General features: G+C 62.4%; 14 protein-coding genes. 4 read left to right on the top strand and 10 right to left on the bottom strand.

The genetic code is table 11. From position 1 onward, the window contains the following. Positions 1-148: 148 nt before the first annotated feature. A complete protein-coding gene (gene rpoZ, locus ACXYMS_RS10660; RefSeq protein WP_458906154.1) occupies positions 149-517 on the bottom strand; it encodes a DNA-directed RNA polymerase subunit omega in 369 nt (122 codons plus the stop codon). 222 nt (positions 518-739) lie between these two features. On the opposite strand from rpoZ, the gene ACXYMS_RS10655 reads away from it, so the two are divergent. After that, the gene (locus tag ACXYMS_RS10655; protein WP_458906152.1) at positions 740-1,291 is read left to right on the top strand and encodes a LabA-like NYN domain-containing protein; all 552 of its coding nucleotides are present in this window, start codon (positions 740-742) and stop codon (positions 1,289-1,291) included. Between the two features lie 84 nt (positions 1,292-1,375). Here the strand turns inward: ACXYMS_RS10655 and smpB are convergent, their stop codons facing one another. Both smpB and dapA read right to left on the bottom strand, forming a co-directional pair. Further along, positions 1,376-1,876 (bottom strand): SsrA-binding protein SmpB, encoded by a 501-nt coding sequence (smpB, locus tag ACXYMS_RS10650; RefSeq protein ID WP_458906150.1) that lies wholly within the window; start codon positions 1,874-1,876, stop codon positions 1,376-1,378. A gap of 93 nt (positions 1,877-1,969) precedes the next feature. Next, complete coding sequence (gene dapA / locus ACXYMS_RS10645) at positions 1,970-2,845, bottom strand: 4-hydroxy-tetrahydrodipicolinate synthase (RefSeq protein ID WP_458906148.1); 876 nt, start codon at positions 2,843-2,845, stop codon at positions 1,970-1,972. Between the two features lie 170 nt (positions 2,846-3,015). Here dapA and ACXYMS_RS10640 point away from each other — a divergent pair, with 170 nt between their 5' ends. Beyond that, positions 3,016-3,963 (top strand): alpha/beta hydrolase, encoded by a 948-nt coding sequence (locus ACXYMS_RS10640; RefSeq protein ID WP_458906146.1) that lies wholly within the window; start codon positions 3,016-3,018, stop codon positions 3,961-3,963. 31 nt (positions 3,964-3,994) lie between these two features. Here ACXYMS_RS10640 and ACXYMS_RS10635 read toward each other — a convergent pair whose 3' ends face one another. From ACXYMS_RS10635 to ACXYMS_RS10620, 4 genes are all read right to left on the bottom strand, one after another. Beyond that, positions 3,995-4,543, bottom strand: a complete 549-nt coding sequence (locus tag ACXYMS_RS10635) for a hypothetical protein (RefSeq protein ID WP_458906144.1) — start codon at positions 4,541-4,543, stop codon at positions 3,995-3,997. After that, positions 4,540-4,671, bottom strand: coding sequence for a hypothetical protein (locus ACXYMS_RS10630; RefSeq protein ID WP_458906142.1), 132 nt, complete (start codon positions 4,669-4,671; stop codon positions 4,540-4,542). The genes ACXYMS_RS10635 and ACXYMS_RS10630 overlap by 4 nt, the downstream gene beginning before the upstream one ends. Before the next feature lie 11 nt (positions 4,672-4,682). After that, the gene (locus ACXYMS_RS10625; RefSeq protein WP_458906140.1) at positions 4,683-7,871 is read right to left on the bottom strand and encodes an OmpA family protein; all 3,189 of its coding nucleotides are present in this window, start codon (positions 7,869-7,871) and stop codon (positions 4,683-4,685) included. A 381-nt stretch (positions 7,872-8,252) separates the two neighbouring features. Next, on the bottom strand, positions 8,253-9,569 hold the full coding sequence (locus tag ACXYMS_RS10620) for a hypothetical protein (protein WP_458906138.1): 1,317 nt from the start codon (positions 9,567-9,569) through the stop codon (positions 8,253-8,255). Between the two features lie 404 nt (positions 9,570-9,973). Between ACXYMS_RS10620 and ACXYMS_RS10615 the strand changes: the two genes are divergently transcribed. Further along, positions 9,974-10,714, top strand: coding sequence for an SDR family oxidoreductase (locus ACXYMS_RS10615; RefSeq protein WP_458906136.1), 741 nt, complete (start codon positions 9,974-9,976; stop codon positions 10,712-10,714). Between the two features lie 7 nt (positions 10,715-10,721). Here the strand turns inward: ACXYMS_RS10615 and nagA are convergent, their stop codons facing one another. From nagA to ACXYMS_RS10600, 3 genes are read right to left on the bottom strand one after another with little or no spacing between them, the layout of a single operon-like run. Further along, positions 10,722-11,888 (bottom strand): N-acetylglucosamine-6-phosphate deacetylase, encoded by a 1,167-nt coding sequence (gene nagA, locus ACXYMS_RS10610; protein ID WP_458906135.1) that lies wholly within the window; start codon positions 11,886-11,888, stop codon positions 10,722-10,724. Further along, the gene (locus ACXYMS_RS10605; protein ID WP_458906133.1) at positions 11,885-12,913 is read right to left on the bottom strand and encodes an SIS domain-containing protein; all 1,029 of its coding nucleotides are present in this window, start codon (positions 12,911-12,913) and stop codon (positions 11,885-11,887) included. The genes nagA and ACXYMS_RS10605 overlap by 4 nt, the downstream gene beginning before the upstream one ends. Beyond that, positions 12,910-13,695, bottom strand: coding sequence for a GntR family transcriptional regulator (locus ACXYMS_RS10600; protein WP_458906131.1), 786 nt, complete (start codon positions 13,693-13,695; stop codon positions 12,910-12,912). The genes ACXYMS_RS10605 and ACXYMS_RS10600 overlap by 4 nt, the downstream gene beginning before the upstream one ends. Before the next feature lie 228 nt (positions 13,696-13,923). On the opposite strand from ACXYMS_RS10600, the gene ACXYMS_RS10595 reads away from it, so the two are divergent. After that, a complete protein-coding gene (locus tag ACXYMS_RS10595) occupies positions 13,924-14,832 on the top strand; it encodes an N-acetylmuramic acid 6-phosphate etherase (protein ID WP_458906129.1) in 909 nt (302 codons plus the stop codon). Positions 14,833-14,880: the final 48 nt, after the last annotated feature.

Raw genomic sequence — 14,880 nt, 5'->3', positions numbered from 1 at the left:
GAAATGAAAAGAGCGCCCGACGCATGCCGGACGCTCTCAGATATAATTGCGATGCCCTCAAGCGCAAGCAATTCGAGCACAGCTCTCAGGGCCTGCTCGCATCAAATCTCTCCACCGGAGAGATTTGCCCAATTGGGACGGGTCGCAGTCAGTCGTCGCGCCTTTCCGGCGGAGCGAGGCTCTCGATGCCACGCAGCAATTCTTCTTCGCTGATGGTGTCGAAGTTGATCGCGTCGTCGTCGCCGGCGCTCTCGATCATTGGAGCAGCGCTGGTTTCGGGTTCGTCGACCTCGACATATTTCTGCAGCGAATGGATCAGATCCTCGCGCAGGTCTTCCGGGGAGATGGTGCCATCACCAATCTCGCGCAGGGCAACGACGGGATTCTTGTCGTTGTCACGAGATACGGTGATCTGGGCGCCCGAGGAAATCATGCGCGCGCGATGTGCGGACATGAGGACGAGATCGAAGCGATTCTCGACCTTTTCGATGCAGTCTTCAACGGTGACGCGTGCCACGAACGTCTCCACACTTGAGGGGATGAAGGGCCGCAATACACGATGGCGGTGACCATGACAAGGCTTGCCGGCCTACGCAAACATAATGCGCGCCAGCTTTACGGGACCAGCCAAACGTGCGAATACCGAATTTAAGACTTAAAGTTATTGGCAGAATTTAATTCAGGGGCGGCCCGCGCGGCTATGGAACCGGCAGGCCCCTGCCCTTTTCGGGAGTTTTTCATGGCAATTGATCCGCGCGAGAAGATCGCGCTCTTCATCGACGGTGCCAATCTCTATGCTACGTCCAAGGCAATCGGGATCGATATCGATTATCGCAAATTGCTGACCGAGTTCAGTTCCAAAGCCTATATGCTGCGCGCGAACTACTACACAGCGCTGATCGAGGACCAGGAATATTCTTCCATCCGACCACTGATCGACTGGCTGGACTACAATGGCTACACAGTCGTGACCAAGCCCGCCAAGGAGTTCACCGACTCCTTGGGTCGCCGCAAGGTCAAGGGAAATATGGACATCGAGTTGGCCGTCGATGCGCTCGAACTGTCGGCCTTCTATGACCATCTGGTATTGTTTTCCGGCGACGGGAATTTCACTGCGCTGGTTGCGGCGCTGCAGCGCAAGGGCAAGCGTGTGACCGTAGTCTCGACGCTGACCACTTCGACCCCAATGATCTCCGACGATCTGCGCCGACAGGCCGACTTCTTCCTCGATGTCGCCGAACTGGCCAAGACGGTGGGCCGTCCGCAAGTGCAGAAGCCGGCAGAGGCCTGAAGACTCTCGCTATTCGAGCATAGCTGTAGTGGCCTGCTCGCCTCAAATCTCTCGGTCGGGGAGACTTGCCCTGCGGGACGGCTCTCAGCCCCGGCCGCCCTCCTTCATGATGCGGGCCTTGTCGCGGTTCCAGTCGCGGTCGCGGCTGGTGGCGCGCTTGTCGTAGTTCTTCTTGCCCTTGCCGACGCCGATGAGCAGCTTGGCCCTGCCCTGGTCGTTGAAGAAGAGCTTTAGCGGCACGATGGTATTGCCAGCGCGGGCCACTTCCTGGTCGAGCTTGGCCAGCTGCTTTTTCGAGACCAGAAGTTTGCGGGGCCGCTTCTCCTCATGGTTGAAGCGATTGGCCTGCAAATATTCCGGAATGTGGGCGTTGATCAGCCAGAGTTCGCCGCGCTCTGGCGAGGCATAGGATTCGGTGATCTGCGCCTTGCCCAGCCGCAGTGACTTCACCTCGGTCCCGGTCAGGACAATGCCAGCTTCCACGGTCTCGCCGATTTCGTAATCAAAGCGCGCGCGACGGTTCTCGGCCACCTGCCCGTGGCTGATCCAACCATTCTTGTTCTTGTCGTTCTTGCTGGCGGCCATGACGTCAAACTAACTCAAATGTGGGATTGCGCCGTCCATAGAAATATCCGGGGTTGCCCGGGCATGCCGAACAGACGGAATATCTGGCGCCTCTTAGATAAGACCGGCGTGACGCATTGCAAAGTCCATGGCGTCCGCTGTCGGCTTGCTGACGGGCACCAGGGGCAAACGCATTTCGTTGGCACAAAGGTTCAACCGGTTGGCGACATATTTTGCCGGCGACGGGTTCGGCTCCATGAACAGGTCCTTGTGCAGGTAGGCCAGCTTGTCGTTGATGTCGCGGGCACCTGCGAAATCACCGGCAAGCGAGAGTTCCTGCATTTGCGAGCACAGGCGCGGCGCGACATTGGCCGTCACCGAAATGCAGCCACGACCGCCATGCGCATTGAAGCCCAGGGCCGTGCTGTCGTCGCCCGAGAGCAGAATGAAGTCCTTGCCGAGCTTGTTGCGCTGCATGGTGGCGCGTTCCATGCTTCCGGTCGCATCCTTGACACCGATGATATTGGAATGGGCATCGCGGAGCCGCGCAATGGTGTCCACTGTCAGGTCGACTATGGTGCGGCCGGGGACAGAGTAGAGCACGATTGGAATGCCGACGGCGCTGGCAATTGCGGAGTAGTGGTGGAAAAGCCCTTCCTGGTTGGGCTTGTTGTAGTAGGGCACGACCGACAACACCGCGTCGGCACCGGTCTTTTCAGCGAACCGCGCCAACGCGACCGCTTCGGCCGTGGCATTCGAGCCGGCGCCGGCAATCACCGGAACCCGGCCATTGGCGACTTCAATGCAGATTTCCACCACCCGGCGGTGTTCCTCGTGGCTGACCGTGGGGCTTTCGCCCGTGGTCCCGACCGGAACCAGGCCATGCGTGCCCTCGGCGATCTGCCATTCGACAAAGCTGGCGAAGGCTTTCTCATCGACGGCCCCATCGCGCATGGGGGTGATGAGTGCCGTTATCGAACCACGCAGCATTTGTCGGAATTCCTTAATAGGGTGCCGGTCACATGGCCGGCCGTGTTCTCTCGTGTGACAGCCCGGCGCAGAACCGCGCAGGCCGGGGCGCACCATACTTTCAACAGCGACAAGTCACAAGGCACGCGAAACGCCTTGTGAGCTGCCGTACCGGACCGGTAAATGAGTGTATGAAACCGCTCTTCCCATCTCGGCGCAAGGTTCCCGAGGAACATCCCGCCTTCGCGGGCCTGCCAGTATCGCACATTGCCCTTTCGGATGCGCGGACAAGGGCCGCCGTACATTTGCGTGGCGATTTCAAGCAGGGTCGGATGCCGGTGGTCTGCCTCGCCGGTTACAACCGGAACATGAGCGATTTTTCCGCATTCGCCGACTACTTCCAGCGGTTTGGAAGTGGCGACTGGCCGCTGATACTGCTGGACCTGCCGGGGCGCGGCCGTGCGGATGACCGGCCCAGGCGCACCTATTATAGCACGCTGACGGACGCACAGGATGTCGCCGATGTCCTGGCGGCACTCGGCATAGGGCGGGCCATATTGCTGGGCCAGGGGCATGGCGGACAGGTTGCCATGGCCCTCGCCGCGCAACGACCCTTGCTGATTGGCGGCACGGTCCTGCTCGATGCAGGCCCGGTGACAGATTCGCGGGGCATCGTGCGGCTGAACAACAATCTGGCGCATATCGAGGCCCTACGAGGCAAGGCCGTCAACGCCGGCTTCAGGCGGATGCTGGGGGGCGTCTATCCGGGCCTTGTCGAGGCAGAACTGGACGCGCTGGCGCTGCGGAGCCACTGGTTCGACAAGCGCGGCCGACCTCGCCCGCTGTTCGATGCAAGGTTGATCGAGCAGATAGGGGACATCAGCTTTGACGACATCCTGGTGGCCCAGTGGCCGCTCTACGACGCGCTGAGTTGTGCGCCGCTGATGCTGCTGCGCACGCAGCTGACCGACCAGGTGCGGCGCGAAACCTTCGAGGAAATGATGCGGCGGCGGCCCGATGCCGAAGCCATTACCATTGCCGGCCAGGGCTCACCGGCCCTGTTCGACGAACAGGCAGATATCGAAGCCGTTGCGGTATTCATATCCCATGTCAGCAATCGGAGGCGCAGGGTCGCGTGATGCCCCCCGTCGAGTCATGACCGGAGACTGCTCAGGCGGTCGATGTCGCCGTCATCAGCAGGATGGCCTGCTCCACCCATTGCTCGCGCCGGATGCGACCCCTGACGGCAATGCGGCCCTCCAGCCAGTCGATATGGGCCGGACTCCAGGCCGCGACCTGGTCCAGATGATAGATACCCAGATCATTGAGCGCTGATTCCGTTTTTGCCCCTATACCCTTGATCTGTTTCAGATTATCGGGCTTGCCGCCGCGTGGTGTTGGCAGGTCAGGTGGGCGTTTCTGCGTGGACAAGATCGCGGTGGGAGGAGAGGCAGGCTGCGGGCTCGTCTCGCGCTCGACAGCGCCGGCCAGCCGCCGAGCCGCCGATTTCTGGACCGGTGCAGCGGATTGTGTGGGCGTTGCGCTGGCGCGCTCCTTGAGCATGCTGGCCGCCATCTGCGCCTGGAGCTTGGTCTCAAAACGTGGGCGCGCCGCATAGGCCCGCACGGCAAAGTGGGCGATATAGCCCAGCACACAGCCGACCAGATAGGCCAGAAGCATCAGAAGCGCGATCTCGATCACATGATCGAAGGGGATCACCGGGTGCCCTCACCCTGCTTGCCGCTGAGGCTGAGCCAGCCGGTAACCAGCCCCACGGCGGCGACGACGGCCAGAAACGGCCAATAGACTCCGATGAGGAACTGCACTGAACTCAGGACCCCCGCCATATCGCGCTCCGTCAGCCCGGCTCGCCAGCATCGCGCACGGAAACCACAATGCGGCGGTTGCGGCGCTTGCCATCGGGTGTTGTGTTGTCAGCCACGGGCCGGGTTTCGCCATAGCCGATGGCGTAGAGGCGGGACGGCGCCACGCCGCGCTCGATCAGCGCATTGACCACGGCCTCGGCCCGCGCCACCGACAGCGCGAGGTTGAGACGGTCGTCGCCATCGCTATCGGTATGACCTTCGACTTCGATGACGGCGCTTGGGCAACGCAGAAGGGCTTCGGCGAAGGCATCCAGCTCACCCAACGCACCGGCCGCAATAATCGCCGCGCCGGACTGGAAGAGGATAGCATTGTGCGCCGACAGTTCAGCCACCCGCGCCTGGCACAGGGTGAGATCGGAGGGCGCGGAAATATCCAGGGACCAGTCCACGGACAGCACCCCCAGCTGGGCCTCGATTGCCGATTTCTGCTCGTGACTCACAGCCCTGCCGGTGAGCCTCCAGACGCCGCCGGCAAGTTCCAATTGTCCCTGCTGCAACTGCAACAGTGCGCGCAATCCGGCCTGCGCGTTGCCGGCAAAGTCCTCGGGTGCCTGCGGCGAGACCACAAGGTCGCCGGCCGCGCCGCCGGTCAGCGTGGCGAAGTAACGCGCGGTAGCCTCTGCGGGAATCTGGCCGGAGAGGCTCATGGAACCATCGTCCGTGCGGGTAGCCATGAAGCCGTAGGCGGGATCGACCTCCGTTGCGGGTGCCGGGGCGTCCGCGACGGTTTCGGGTTCTTTTGGTGCAGTCACGTCCGCTTCGGTCATTTCAACCGCCTCGGCGGGTGGAACCGGGGCATCGCCCAGTTCCAGCGTCCAACGCGGCGCCGCTGTGCCGAGCAACGTGGTCGCCGCGGCAATGGCATCGGCGTCGCTTGACGTGCCGCTCGCAGTCCAGGCGGCGCCGTCAAAGGTAACTTGTCCTTCCGTCAGCAGCGCCAGCACATCCATGGCCTGGAGTACATCGGAGGCAAAACCCTCGGGCGCGTCGGTGCGAACCAAAGTCCTGTCATCCACATCGGCGCCGGCCCGGACTGCGAGGAAGCGCTGAAGGGATTCGGCCGGAACGGCACCCTCGAGCAAAATTGCATCGCCGGTCTTGCTTGCCGACCAGGCATAGGGTCCGGCGGGCGCGGTTTCGATCACCGCTATTTCAGCGGCCTCGCCCAGCTCCAAGGTTTCAGCGACCAGCAGCACATTGTCACGCGATGCGGCATTGGGCGCTGTTCCGGCAAGGCTCCAGCCCTCGCCATCATATTCGGCCCTACCCTGCTCAAGCCCCAGCAGGGCATCGACCGCCGCACGCACGGCAATTGCAAATCCTTCCGGCGCGCCATGGGCCACCACGCTGGTGTCTGCCACGCGGGTGCCGACATGGACCTTAAGCCAGGACTGCAAGCTGGCAGCGGGAGTATTGCCTGCAAAGAAGAAGCTGCCATCCGGCAGGCGCTCGGCGGACCAGATATAGGGGTCGGCAAAGCCTGGTGTTGTTGCCGGGTTGGACAACGCCAGCGACCAGCCGGCTTGCGCGAGACCGCGAACGGCGAATTCGGTTTCGATCGAGCCCTTGTCTATGGCTGAATTGGGTTCGCCCTCGACCGACCAGCTCGTGCCATCAAAGCGGACGCTGCCGCGCCGAAGCCAAGGCAGGAATTCCAGTCCCTGTTCGGCCGAATTCAGGAAATTGGGCGTTTCGCCCGAAGCATAGCTGACGCGCGATTGCGCGCTGCCGCCTGCGGAACCCAGAAGCGAGGTTTCGACGTCCGGACCGGGCAGCATGCCTTCAAAGATCACGCTGCCACCGGCATCCTTGCGGACGGCGAAGAGATAGCTGGCGGCGGGCGGCGCCTGGATGGCCGTCCGCCCCAAGGTCAGGCCCTGCGGGGCGCTGGATTCGAGCTGCGCCAGCAGCGTGCGGAAATCGGTCGGCGACAGGGCGATGCCCGACACCGAGATCACATCTCCAGCAAGGGAGAAACGGCCCTCGGACAGATGGCCTAGCAGTTCCAGACCGAAATCGGCCCCACGGCGATAGGCTTCAGGGGCCCCCGCGCCATACTTGAGGAAGCTGACATCGGCCCCGGCGAGGCCGGCAAAATGCTCTCGGGTCGCCTCGTCCGGCACAAAGCCGTCAAAGACTAGCACGCCGCCGGGCTGGCGATTGATGCTAACCCAGTAATCGGCGATGCGCGGCGGGGCCAGATCGACGATGGAATTGGTGCCGGACAGCGCCTCGGTCACCGCCTGGGCAATGCCGACGCTGGGCGGCACGCCGACCAAGTGACTGACGCCGTCAACAATGCGCGCCTCGCCCTGCTCCAGACGGGCAAGCTGCTCCACGAGGAGTCTCGTGTGTTCGGCAAAACCTACCGGCGCGCCAGAGGCCAGAGAGAGACCGGTGGCAACCGGCACCCCGGCCACATCGGCCATGCGCAGGCGATCCGCCAGCCGTTCCTCGGGCACGTGGCCGGAAATGGCAATGCGGCTGCCGTCGAATTCGGCGCGCCAAGTGTAAGGCGCTACGCGAACGGGCTCCACGGCAATGTCGCCTACTGCCACGCCATCGGGCAGGTCCACCATCGCCATCTGCAACCGGCCGAGTGCCTTTTCCGAACTGGCCCGGCCAACAGCATTGAGTGTCAGCCCCGACAATTCGAAATAGCCGCTCTCCACCAGCGGTGTCTGTGCGAGCGCAAAGTCCAGCCCGGCGCGCCAGAGAGCTTCATCAGGCTGCCCGGAGCGGATCTGCAGGTCGATGCTCGCGAGGCCGGGAGCGGTCATGAAATGCTGGCGCAATTCCTCATTTGGTACACTGCCATAGAGACTTACAGCACCATTCTCAACCGCAACATTGATTCGATATGGAGCGGCCAGGGGCGCGATGGTGACCGTTTCATCCACGGACACGATGCCGTCCAGCGCCATCAGGCCTGCAATGGCAAGGTCGCGCTCGGTGTCGGATGATGTGGTACCGGTAAGGTGAACCCGGCGACCGGATAGCGCAATTTGCGCCCAATCCGATCCGGCCTCTTCCAGCGCAATTCTTCCTTCTTCCGCAAGCGCATCCAGCATGGCCGGTGTTGCCATTGCCAGGGCAGCAACTGTGCCGCCCAAAACTGTCACAACTCCCGGCGCCACCCACTTGAGGAGGTCCCTGATCATCCCGAATCCATTGGAAAACCGCAACTTTTCAAAGGGTAAATGATTTGCGGAGAAGGACAAAGAAAAATGGCATGGGCGCGGGCACTTTTGCGGCAGAGGCAAGATGCGAATTGGGCTCGCGAACAGGATGCCGCCACACATTCTGAGCCCGACTTCACTATTGACGCAAGGACCTGTGGCAATGACTGCCGTATCGTGGTGGAGGCGAGACCCTCGGATCAAGTTTGACGGCGGCACGGCGCCTGGGTGGGGAGGCGATGAACATCGAGCCTCCGTCTTCCCTGCCCTCTCACTCGAAACAAGGCGAGGGACCGGGGCCAAGAGGACAAAAAGAAAGGCCCGCCGAAGCGGGCCTTTCCGAATTCAGTCGTAATCCAAGGATTACTTGAATTCCTTGGCGGCCTTGAAGGTGACCTTGTAGGCACCATTCTGGTGAGCTTCGCCCTTGACCGAGGAGGTGAAACCACCACCCGGAGCCCAAGCCAGCTCGGCAGCGCCGTAGAAGTCGGTCGTGGCAGCAGTGACGTTGCCGAAGACACCAACTTCACCGGTGACCTTGATGGTCTCGGAGACAGCAGCAACGAGCTGAGCGGCAACCTGGTAGCCGTCCGAACCGCCGTTGTTGTCGTCGAAGTACTTGCCGCCGAGGTTGATCGACACACCTTCGGTGACAGCGGCGCCGATGGAGCCACCAAAGCCGAAGTCGGTGTTCGCACCAACAGCAGTGTTGTTCACAGCTTCACCCGACAGGGCGATGGTGAACATGTCGAAGGTACCCTTGGCCGAAACCAGGGCATGCCAGGCAGTGTTAACAGTGTCGTTCTGGACGGCAAATGCACCGCGAACCTGGAAGGCGTCAAGGTTGGCGGTGATGCCGGCATGGAGAGCCCAGGCGTCGACAGTGCCATCCAGGAGACCACCAGCAAGGCCGGTGACATGAGCGGTAATGCCGGCACCGGCGTATTCCAGAACGCCGACAGCGGTACCAGCATGGGTAGCGATGGGGTCGTTCAGGTTTTCAAGGCCAGCCTTGAGGGTGATGCCATCGGCAACAGCCGAGACGACCTGAATGACGTGACCACCGGTGTCGAGGTTGCCGTCGAGGATATCCCACTTGACGCCCTTGTCAGCCCAGTCGGAACCGAACAGGCCGAGGAAGTTCAGCGGCTCGTCGTCGCCGAAGTTGGCAATCGAACCCTTCTTACCAGCCATGATGGTGGTGGTGTCGCCGACAGAAACGAAGGCCTCGTCAACGATCACACCACCGGTGTCGTCGCCATGGACAACGCCCGCAGCTTCGTTCTGAACGCGGATGTACTGAACGTCCTTCAGCTTGATGGTGGCCGAGGCCGGACCGAAGTCAGACGACGCGGTGCCAACAAACTTCAGCCAGGATTCAACCTTGGACTGCCAGTCGTGCTCTGCGGGAGCAACGCCGTCGTTGTCCATGGTGTCACGAACACCGATGATACCGCCGCCGGCAACCGGGAACGAACCACGGTAGTCGCCCCACTGGAATTCATAGGACACGCCGCCAGTGATCTGCAGGCAGTTATCAGCGGACGAAATGGTCAGGCCGGAAATGCCCAGCGAGTCGCAAACGTCGAGCGAGGTGAGAACACCCAGATCAGCAGCGAAGCCGGCGGTCGAGAGACCAGCGGCAGCAACAGAACCGAGGATCAGGCTCTTGAGTTTCATTATTTGACCTCCAAAGTCAGTCATTTTTGGTGCCGGTTACCCAGCGGTTTGTCGAAACGCGACCACACAATTCGTGGTGCTGTGTGTTGCCGTCGCGTTGCGACCGACAAACGATCCCATGCATGGATTCGCAAGACCCACTCTACGCATGCAAAAAGCTGACGCAATCATGACGACAGGGTTTTGGGCTCGACACAATGTGGTTGCATAGCGGTTGTTGCAGATTCAGCACACAGCTGGAAACGGACTGTTAAGCAAGTTAAAGAAACCGTTAAAATTGCTGGCAAGTTAGGGCATTTGTGCGCCTCCCACGCCGTTTTTGCATACGCTTGGTGCGTCTATCATCATAGAACAACGACCTGCCGCAATCGCGGCGGCGCGATGGTGGAAACAAGGAGGACGGCATGGAAAGCAAGGGCATTGCACTGGTGACGGGCGGCACGTCGGGTATCGGACTGGCGACGGCGCGTGGTCTTCTCGCTGCAGGCTGGCTCGTGGTCATCTGTGGGCGGCGGCCCGAACTGGTCGAGCAGCTTTCAGATGCTTACGGGCTGGATGGCGTCGTCTGCGACGTGACAGACCCGCAATCGGTGGCGACCATGTTCGCGGGGATCAGGCAATCGCACGGTCGGCTGGATCTCGTATTCAACAATGCCGGGCGCTTCGCCCCAGCGACAGTATTCGGAGATCTCGATGTCGCCACCTGGCGCGAAATGATCGACACCAATCTCAACGGCGCCTTCTATGTGGCGCGCGAAGCCTTCCGGCTGATGCGGGAGCAGGCGCCCCAGGGTGGTCGCATTATCAACAATGGCTCGATCTCGGCCTATGTGCCGCGCCCCCAGGCTGCCTCCTACACGACAAGCAAGCATGCCATCACCGGCCTTACCAAGGCGATCTCGCTTGATGGCCGGGCGTTCAACATCGCTTGCGGGCAGATCGATATCGGCAATGCTGCCACGGACATGACCAGCGGCATGAGTTCAGGGTCGCTACAGGCCAATGGCACGATGATGCCCGAGCCGACCTTCGACGTGGCTCATGTCGTGGATGCGGTGCGATATATGGCGAGCCTGCCGCTGTCGGCCAATGTGCAGTTCATGACTGTGATGGCGACCACCATGCCCTATATCGGGCGGGGCTAGGGCCGGCTCAAGTTCGCGAGCCCCACACCTTCTCACCAGCGATCCAGGTGGACTTGACCTGCCGCTGGTCGGACAGGTGCACGAAGCTGGCGGCGGCGGAGGGGCGCAGATGACCCAGAGTGTCCGCCATGCCGATCGCGCCGGCCGGATAGAGGGCGGCCATGCGGAAAGCCTCGGCTGGTGTCGAGCCTATGGTGTCGATCATGAAATTGACCGCGTCGATCATGTCGAGGTCGGCGCCGGCCAGGGTTCCGTCGCTGAGGCGCAGGGCGCCCTCGGCGCGGGTGATGGCACGGCCATTGAGTTCGAACCGGGTCAGGTCGGTTCCGGTCTGCGACATGGCGTCGGTGACCAGGAATATGCGACCCGGCGGGCGCTTGGCGCGCAAGGCCGCCCCCATGGTAGCCGCATGCACATGGATGCCATCGGCGATCAGCCCGGCATGGATCTCGGGCCGGTCCAGGGCGGCGCCCACCACGCCCGGCTCGCGATTACCGAGTTGGCTCATGGCATTGAACAGATGCGTCACCATGGTAGCGCCGGCATCAAAGGCGGCGCTGGCCTGGGCATAGCTGGCGTCGGAATGACCGATGCTAACCACTGCGCCAGCAGCCACCAGGGCTGAGATCTGCGCGGGGGGCACGGTTTCAGCGGCAATCGTGCAGATGAGGTTGGGTAAGGCCTTCGCCGCCGCGGTCAATCGCGCCAGATCGGCCGTATCCATGAGACGGATCAGCGCCGGATCATGCGTACCCTTGCGGGCCAGCGAGAGATGCGGTCCCTCCAGATGCAGGCCGATAAAGCCGGGCACGCGTTCGGCATGGGCTGCCATGCCGGCGGCGATAGCTCGGTCATTGATCTCGACTGTGTCGGTGATCAATGTGGGCATGAGGGCCGTGGTACCGAACTGGGCATGGGCCGCGCAGATGGTGCGGATGGAAGCGAGCGTGGGCGCGTTGTTGAAAAGCACCCCCCCGCCGCCGTTGACCTGCAGGTCGATAAAACCGGGCACGACCATACCGCCACCAAGTTCGACCCGCTTTGCATGAGCCGGAATGGAAGCATGGGGGACAATCCCGGAAACATAACCGAACTCGACAAGCAGGGCAGCGTTGTCGTGCCAATCGTCGCTGTCAAAAATGCGGGCGCCGCAGATGGCCAGCAGATCGCTCATATGGTTTCGGTCACCTTCTTGAGGGCCGGCGGCACATCGGGGTTGAGCCCGCGATGGCGCGAGAGGGCCTCGACGAACCCATAGAAAGAGACGATCAGCGCCAGAGGATCGGTGATCGGGTGCCCGGTGGCGGCAAAGGGCAAGGCCATGGCGGCTCCGGGCTGGTCACTGGTCAGAAAAGCCATGGCGCCCTGCCCGGCCAGCTTGTGTGCCATGTCGGCGACGGACGCTTCGGCGGCATCGCGCGCGGCAAGACCGAGTACGGGATAGCCCGGCGTGACGATGGCGACCGGGCCATGCATCACTTCTGCGGCGCTATAGGACTCGGCCTGAATATTGCAGGTTTCCTTGAATTTCAGGGCGGCCTCGTTGGCGATGGCAAAGCCGGGCCCCCGCCCAAGAACATAAAGGGCCTCGTGTCCATCGAGTGCTCCGACCATGTCGGACCAGTCGCAGGCAATCGCGCGGGCCAGGCTTTCGGGCAATGCATCAATGGCGCGGGCCATGTCGGCATCGCCGCTCCAGCGCGCGAGGAGAGCAAGACCCGCAACGACCGAGGTGACGAAAGTCTTGGTGGCCGCGACACTCTTTTCCTGGCCGGCATGCAGGTCGATGGTGAAATCGCTCGCCTCAGCCAGGGGGGAGCCGGCTGTATTGGTGATGGCGATGGTGGTGGCGCCGCTACGGCGCGCCGACTGGGCCATGCCGACAATGTCCGGGCTCTTGCCAGATTGCGAGATGGCAATGGCGGCCGCCCTGCCCAGCTTCAGATCGCGCCCATATATGGAGGCGATGGAGGGACCGACCGACGCCACCGGCACGCCCAGGGTCAGTTCAATGGCGTATTTGAGATAGGCTGATGCGTGGTCGGACGAACCACGGGCAACCGTCACCACAAGGGCGGGATCCAGGGCACGCAGGCGCGCCGCAGCATCATCGAGCGTATTTGCAGAGGCCTTGAGGAACCCGGCGACCACCTGCGGGATCTGATCCACTTCCTGGCGCATGAAGGTCTGTTCAGTCACGGCTTGCGGGCTCCATTGCTGGCATCGCCAAGACGCAGTTCGGCGACAAAGTCGTAGGTATCGCCCCTGTAGATTGAGCGGGTGAATTCGATGACGCGACCAGTCCCGAGATAGGAAATGCGCTCGATATGCAGGCCTGCCGAACCCACCGGGATCTGCAGGAGATGCGCATCGTCCTCGGCGATATTGGCGGCGCGGATGCGCTGGATGGCCCTGACCGGCCTCGTGCCTGACATTTCCAGGTGCTTGTAGAGCGAATCCTTGATCGACATCGGGTCCGGCAGGACCTGAGCGGAAAGGCTGGCGCGCTCAATGGCCAGGGGCATGTCACCAGTGAGGCGCAGGCGGGAAATCCGCGCAACGCGCTCCCCCGAGCCAAGACCCAGGGTGATGGTTTCCTCGGGCGAGGGCACATAGAGGCCGCGCTCAAGCCATTCGGCCCGCACTGCCATGCCGCGACGGGCCATATCCTCAGTGAAGGAGGTAAGTTGGGAAAGCGACTGTTCGACGCGCTGGGTCTCGGGCGCAACGAAGGTGCCCGAGCCGTGACGCTGCACCAGAATCCCCTCATGAACCAGTTGCTGCACCGCCTTGCGCACGGTGACGCGGGACACATCGGCGCGCTGTGCCAGGTCACGTTCGGAAGGCAAGGCATCGCCGGGGTTGATATGCCCGCGCTTTATGGCATCTTCTACCCAGCGCTTGAGCTGGAGATAGAGCGGGCCGCCAATGGGCAGCACGACCGGACCGTCGCCAAAGATATTTCCGGACTGTTCAGTCACACGTCCTCCTCAGCCGCCCATGTGCAGGGTCGGCAGGTCTGGTACGGCAGAACCGCTAGGGCCATAATACCAATAAAATACCATTTACCAAGCCCCCTTGTGCGGTTCAGTTCATAAACATCCCATCCCGCTGTGGATATTGCGTTTTTGAAAAAGGGGAACTATCCCTTGGCCAGAAAATTGCGATAAGTGGTATTTTTTTGGCATTGTTGCCGGCTGGAGACACTGATGGCTGAAAAGCAGACGGAAGGGCGCCACGCAGGGGCGGTAGGGCTGGACCTGCGCGTCGATGGCGAGATTCTCGCCTTGCTGGCGGCCGGCCAAGTGCAGGCTGCCGCGTGCGTCGAGCCTGCCTCACCGGCCATCGCAGAAGGGGCGGCCCTGGCAGCGCAGGCGATCCGGAGCGGCGGGCGCCTGATTTATGCAGCGGCCGGCAGTTCCGGCCTGATGGCACTCGCCGATGCCCTGGAACTGCCCGGCACCTACGGCATTGCACGCGACCGAGTCGTGGTGTTGCTGGCTGGAGGCAACGAGGCTCTGGTCGACATGCGTGGCGGCCCGGAGGACGATGCCGACGCAGCCCGTGCAGCACTTGCCGCGATCGCGCCGGACGAGAACGACTGCCTGATTGCCGTGACGGCCAGCGGCCACACGCCCTACCCGCTCGCGGCCGCAGAAGCGGCCAGACGCGCTGGTGCCCGGGCTATCGGCATTGCCAACAATAAAGGGGCCCCCCTTTTCGACGTGGTGGATATCGGCATCTGCCTGCCGACACCGCCGGAGGTGATTGCCGGATCGACGCGAATGGGGGCAGGCACCGCGCAGAAGATCGCGCTCAACATGTTGTCGACACTGATGGCCATTCGCCTGGGCCATGTGCATGAAGGCTATATGGTCAATGTGATTGCCGACAACGAGAAGTTGCGCGGCCGGGCCCGGGGCATCGTGGAAGCGGTGGCCGGGGTGGATGAAACGACGGCTGATGCGGCTCTGAGAACCAGCGGCGGAGCGGTGAAATCGGCCATTCTGGTCGCGCGCGGGGCAGCGACGCTCGCATTGGCCGAGGACCTGCTTGCCCGGCATGAGGGCCAGCTGCGGCGCGCTCTTGCAGACCTGCCAGAACCTATAGCCGGGTAGTCCTCGCCTCCGGAGCCTGCTTGACTTGCTTCCGGAGAAGGCGACCGG

It is taken from the genome of Devosia sp. CAU 1758 (genome assembly GCF_054482695.1).
Note: the sequence above shows the minus strand (reverse complement) of the source record. Positions and strands in the feature narration are given on the sequence as shown.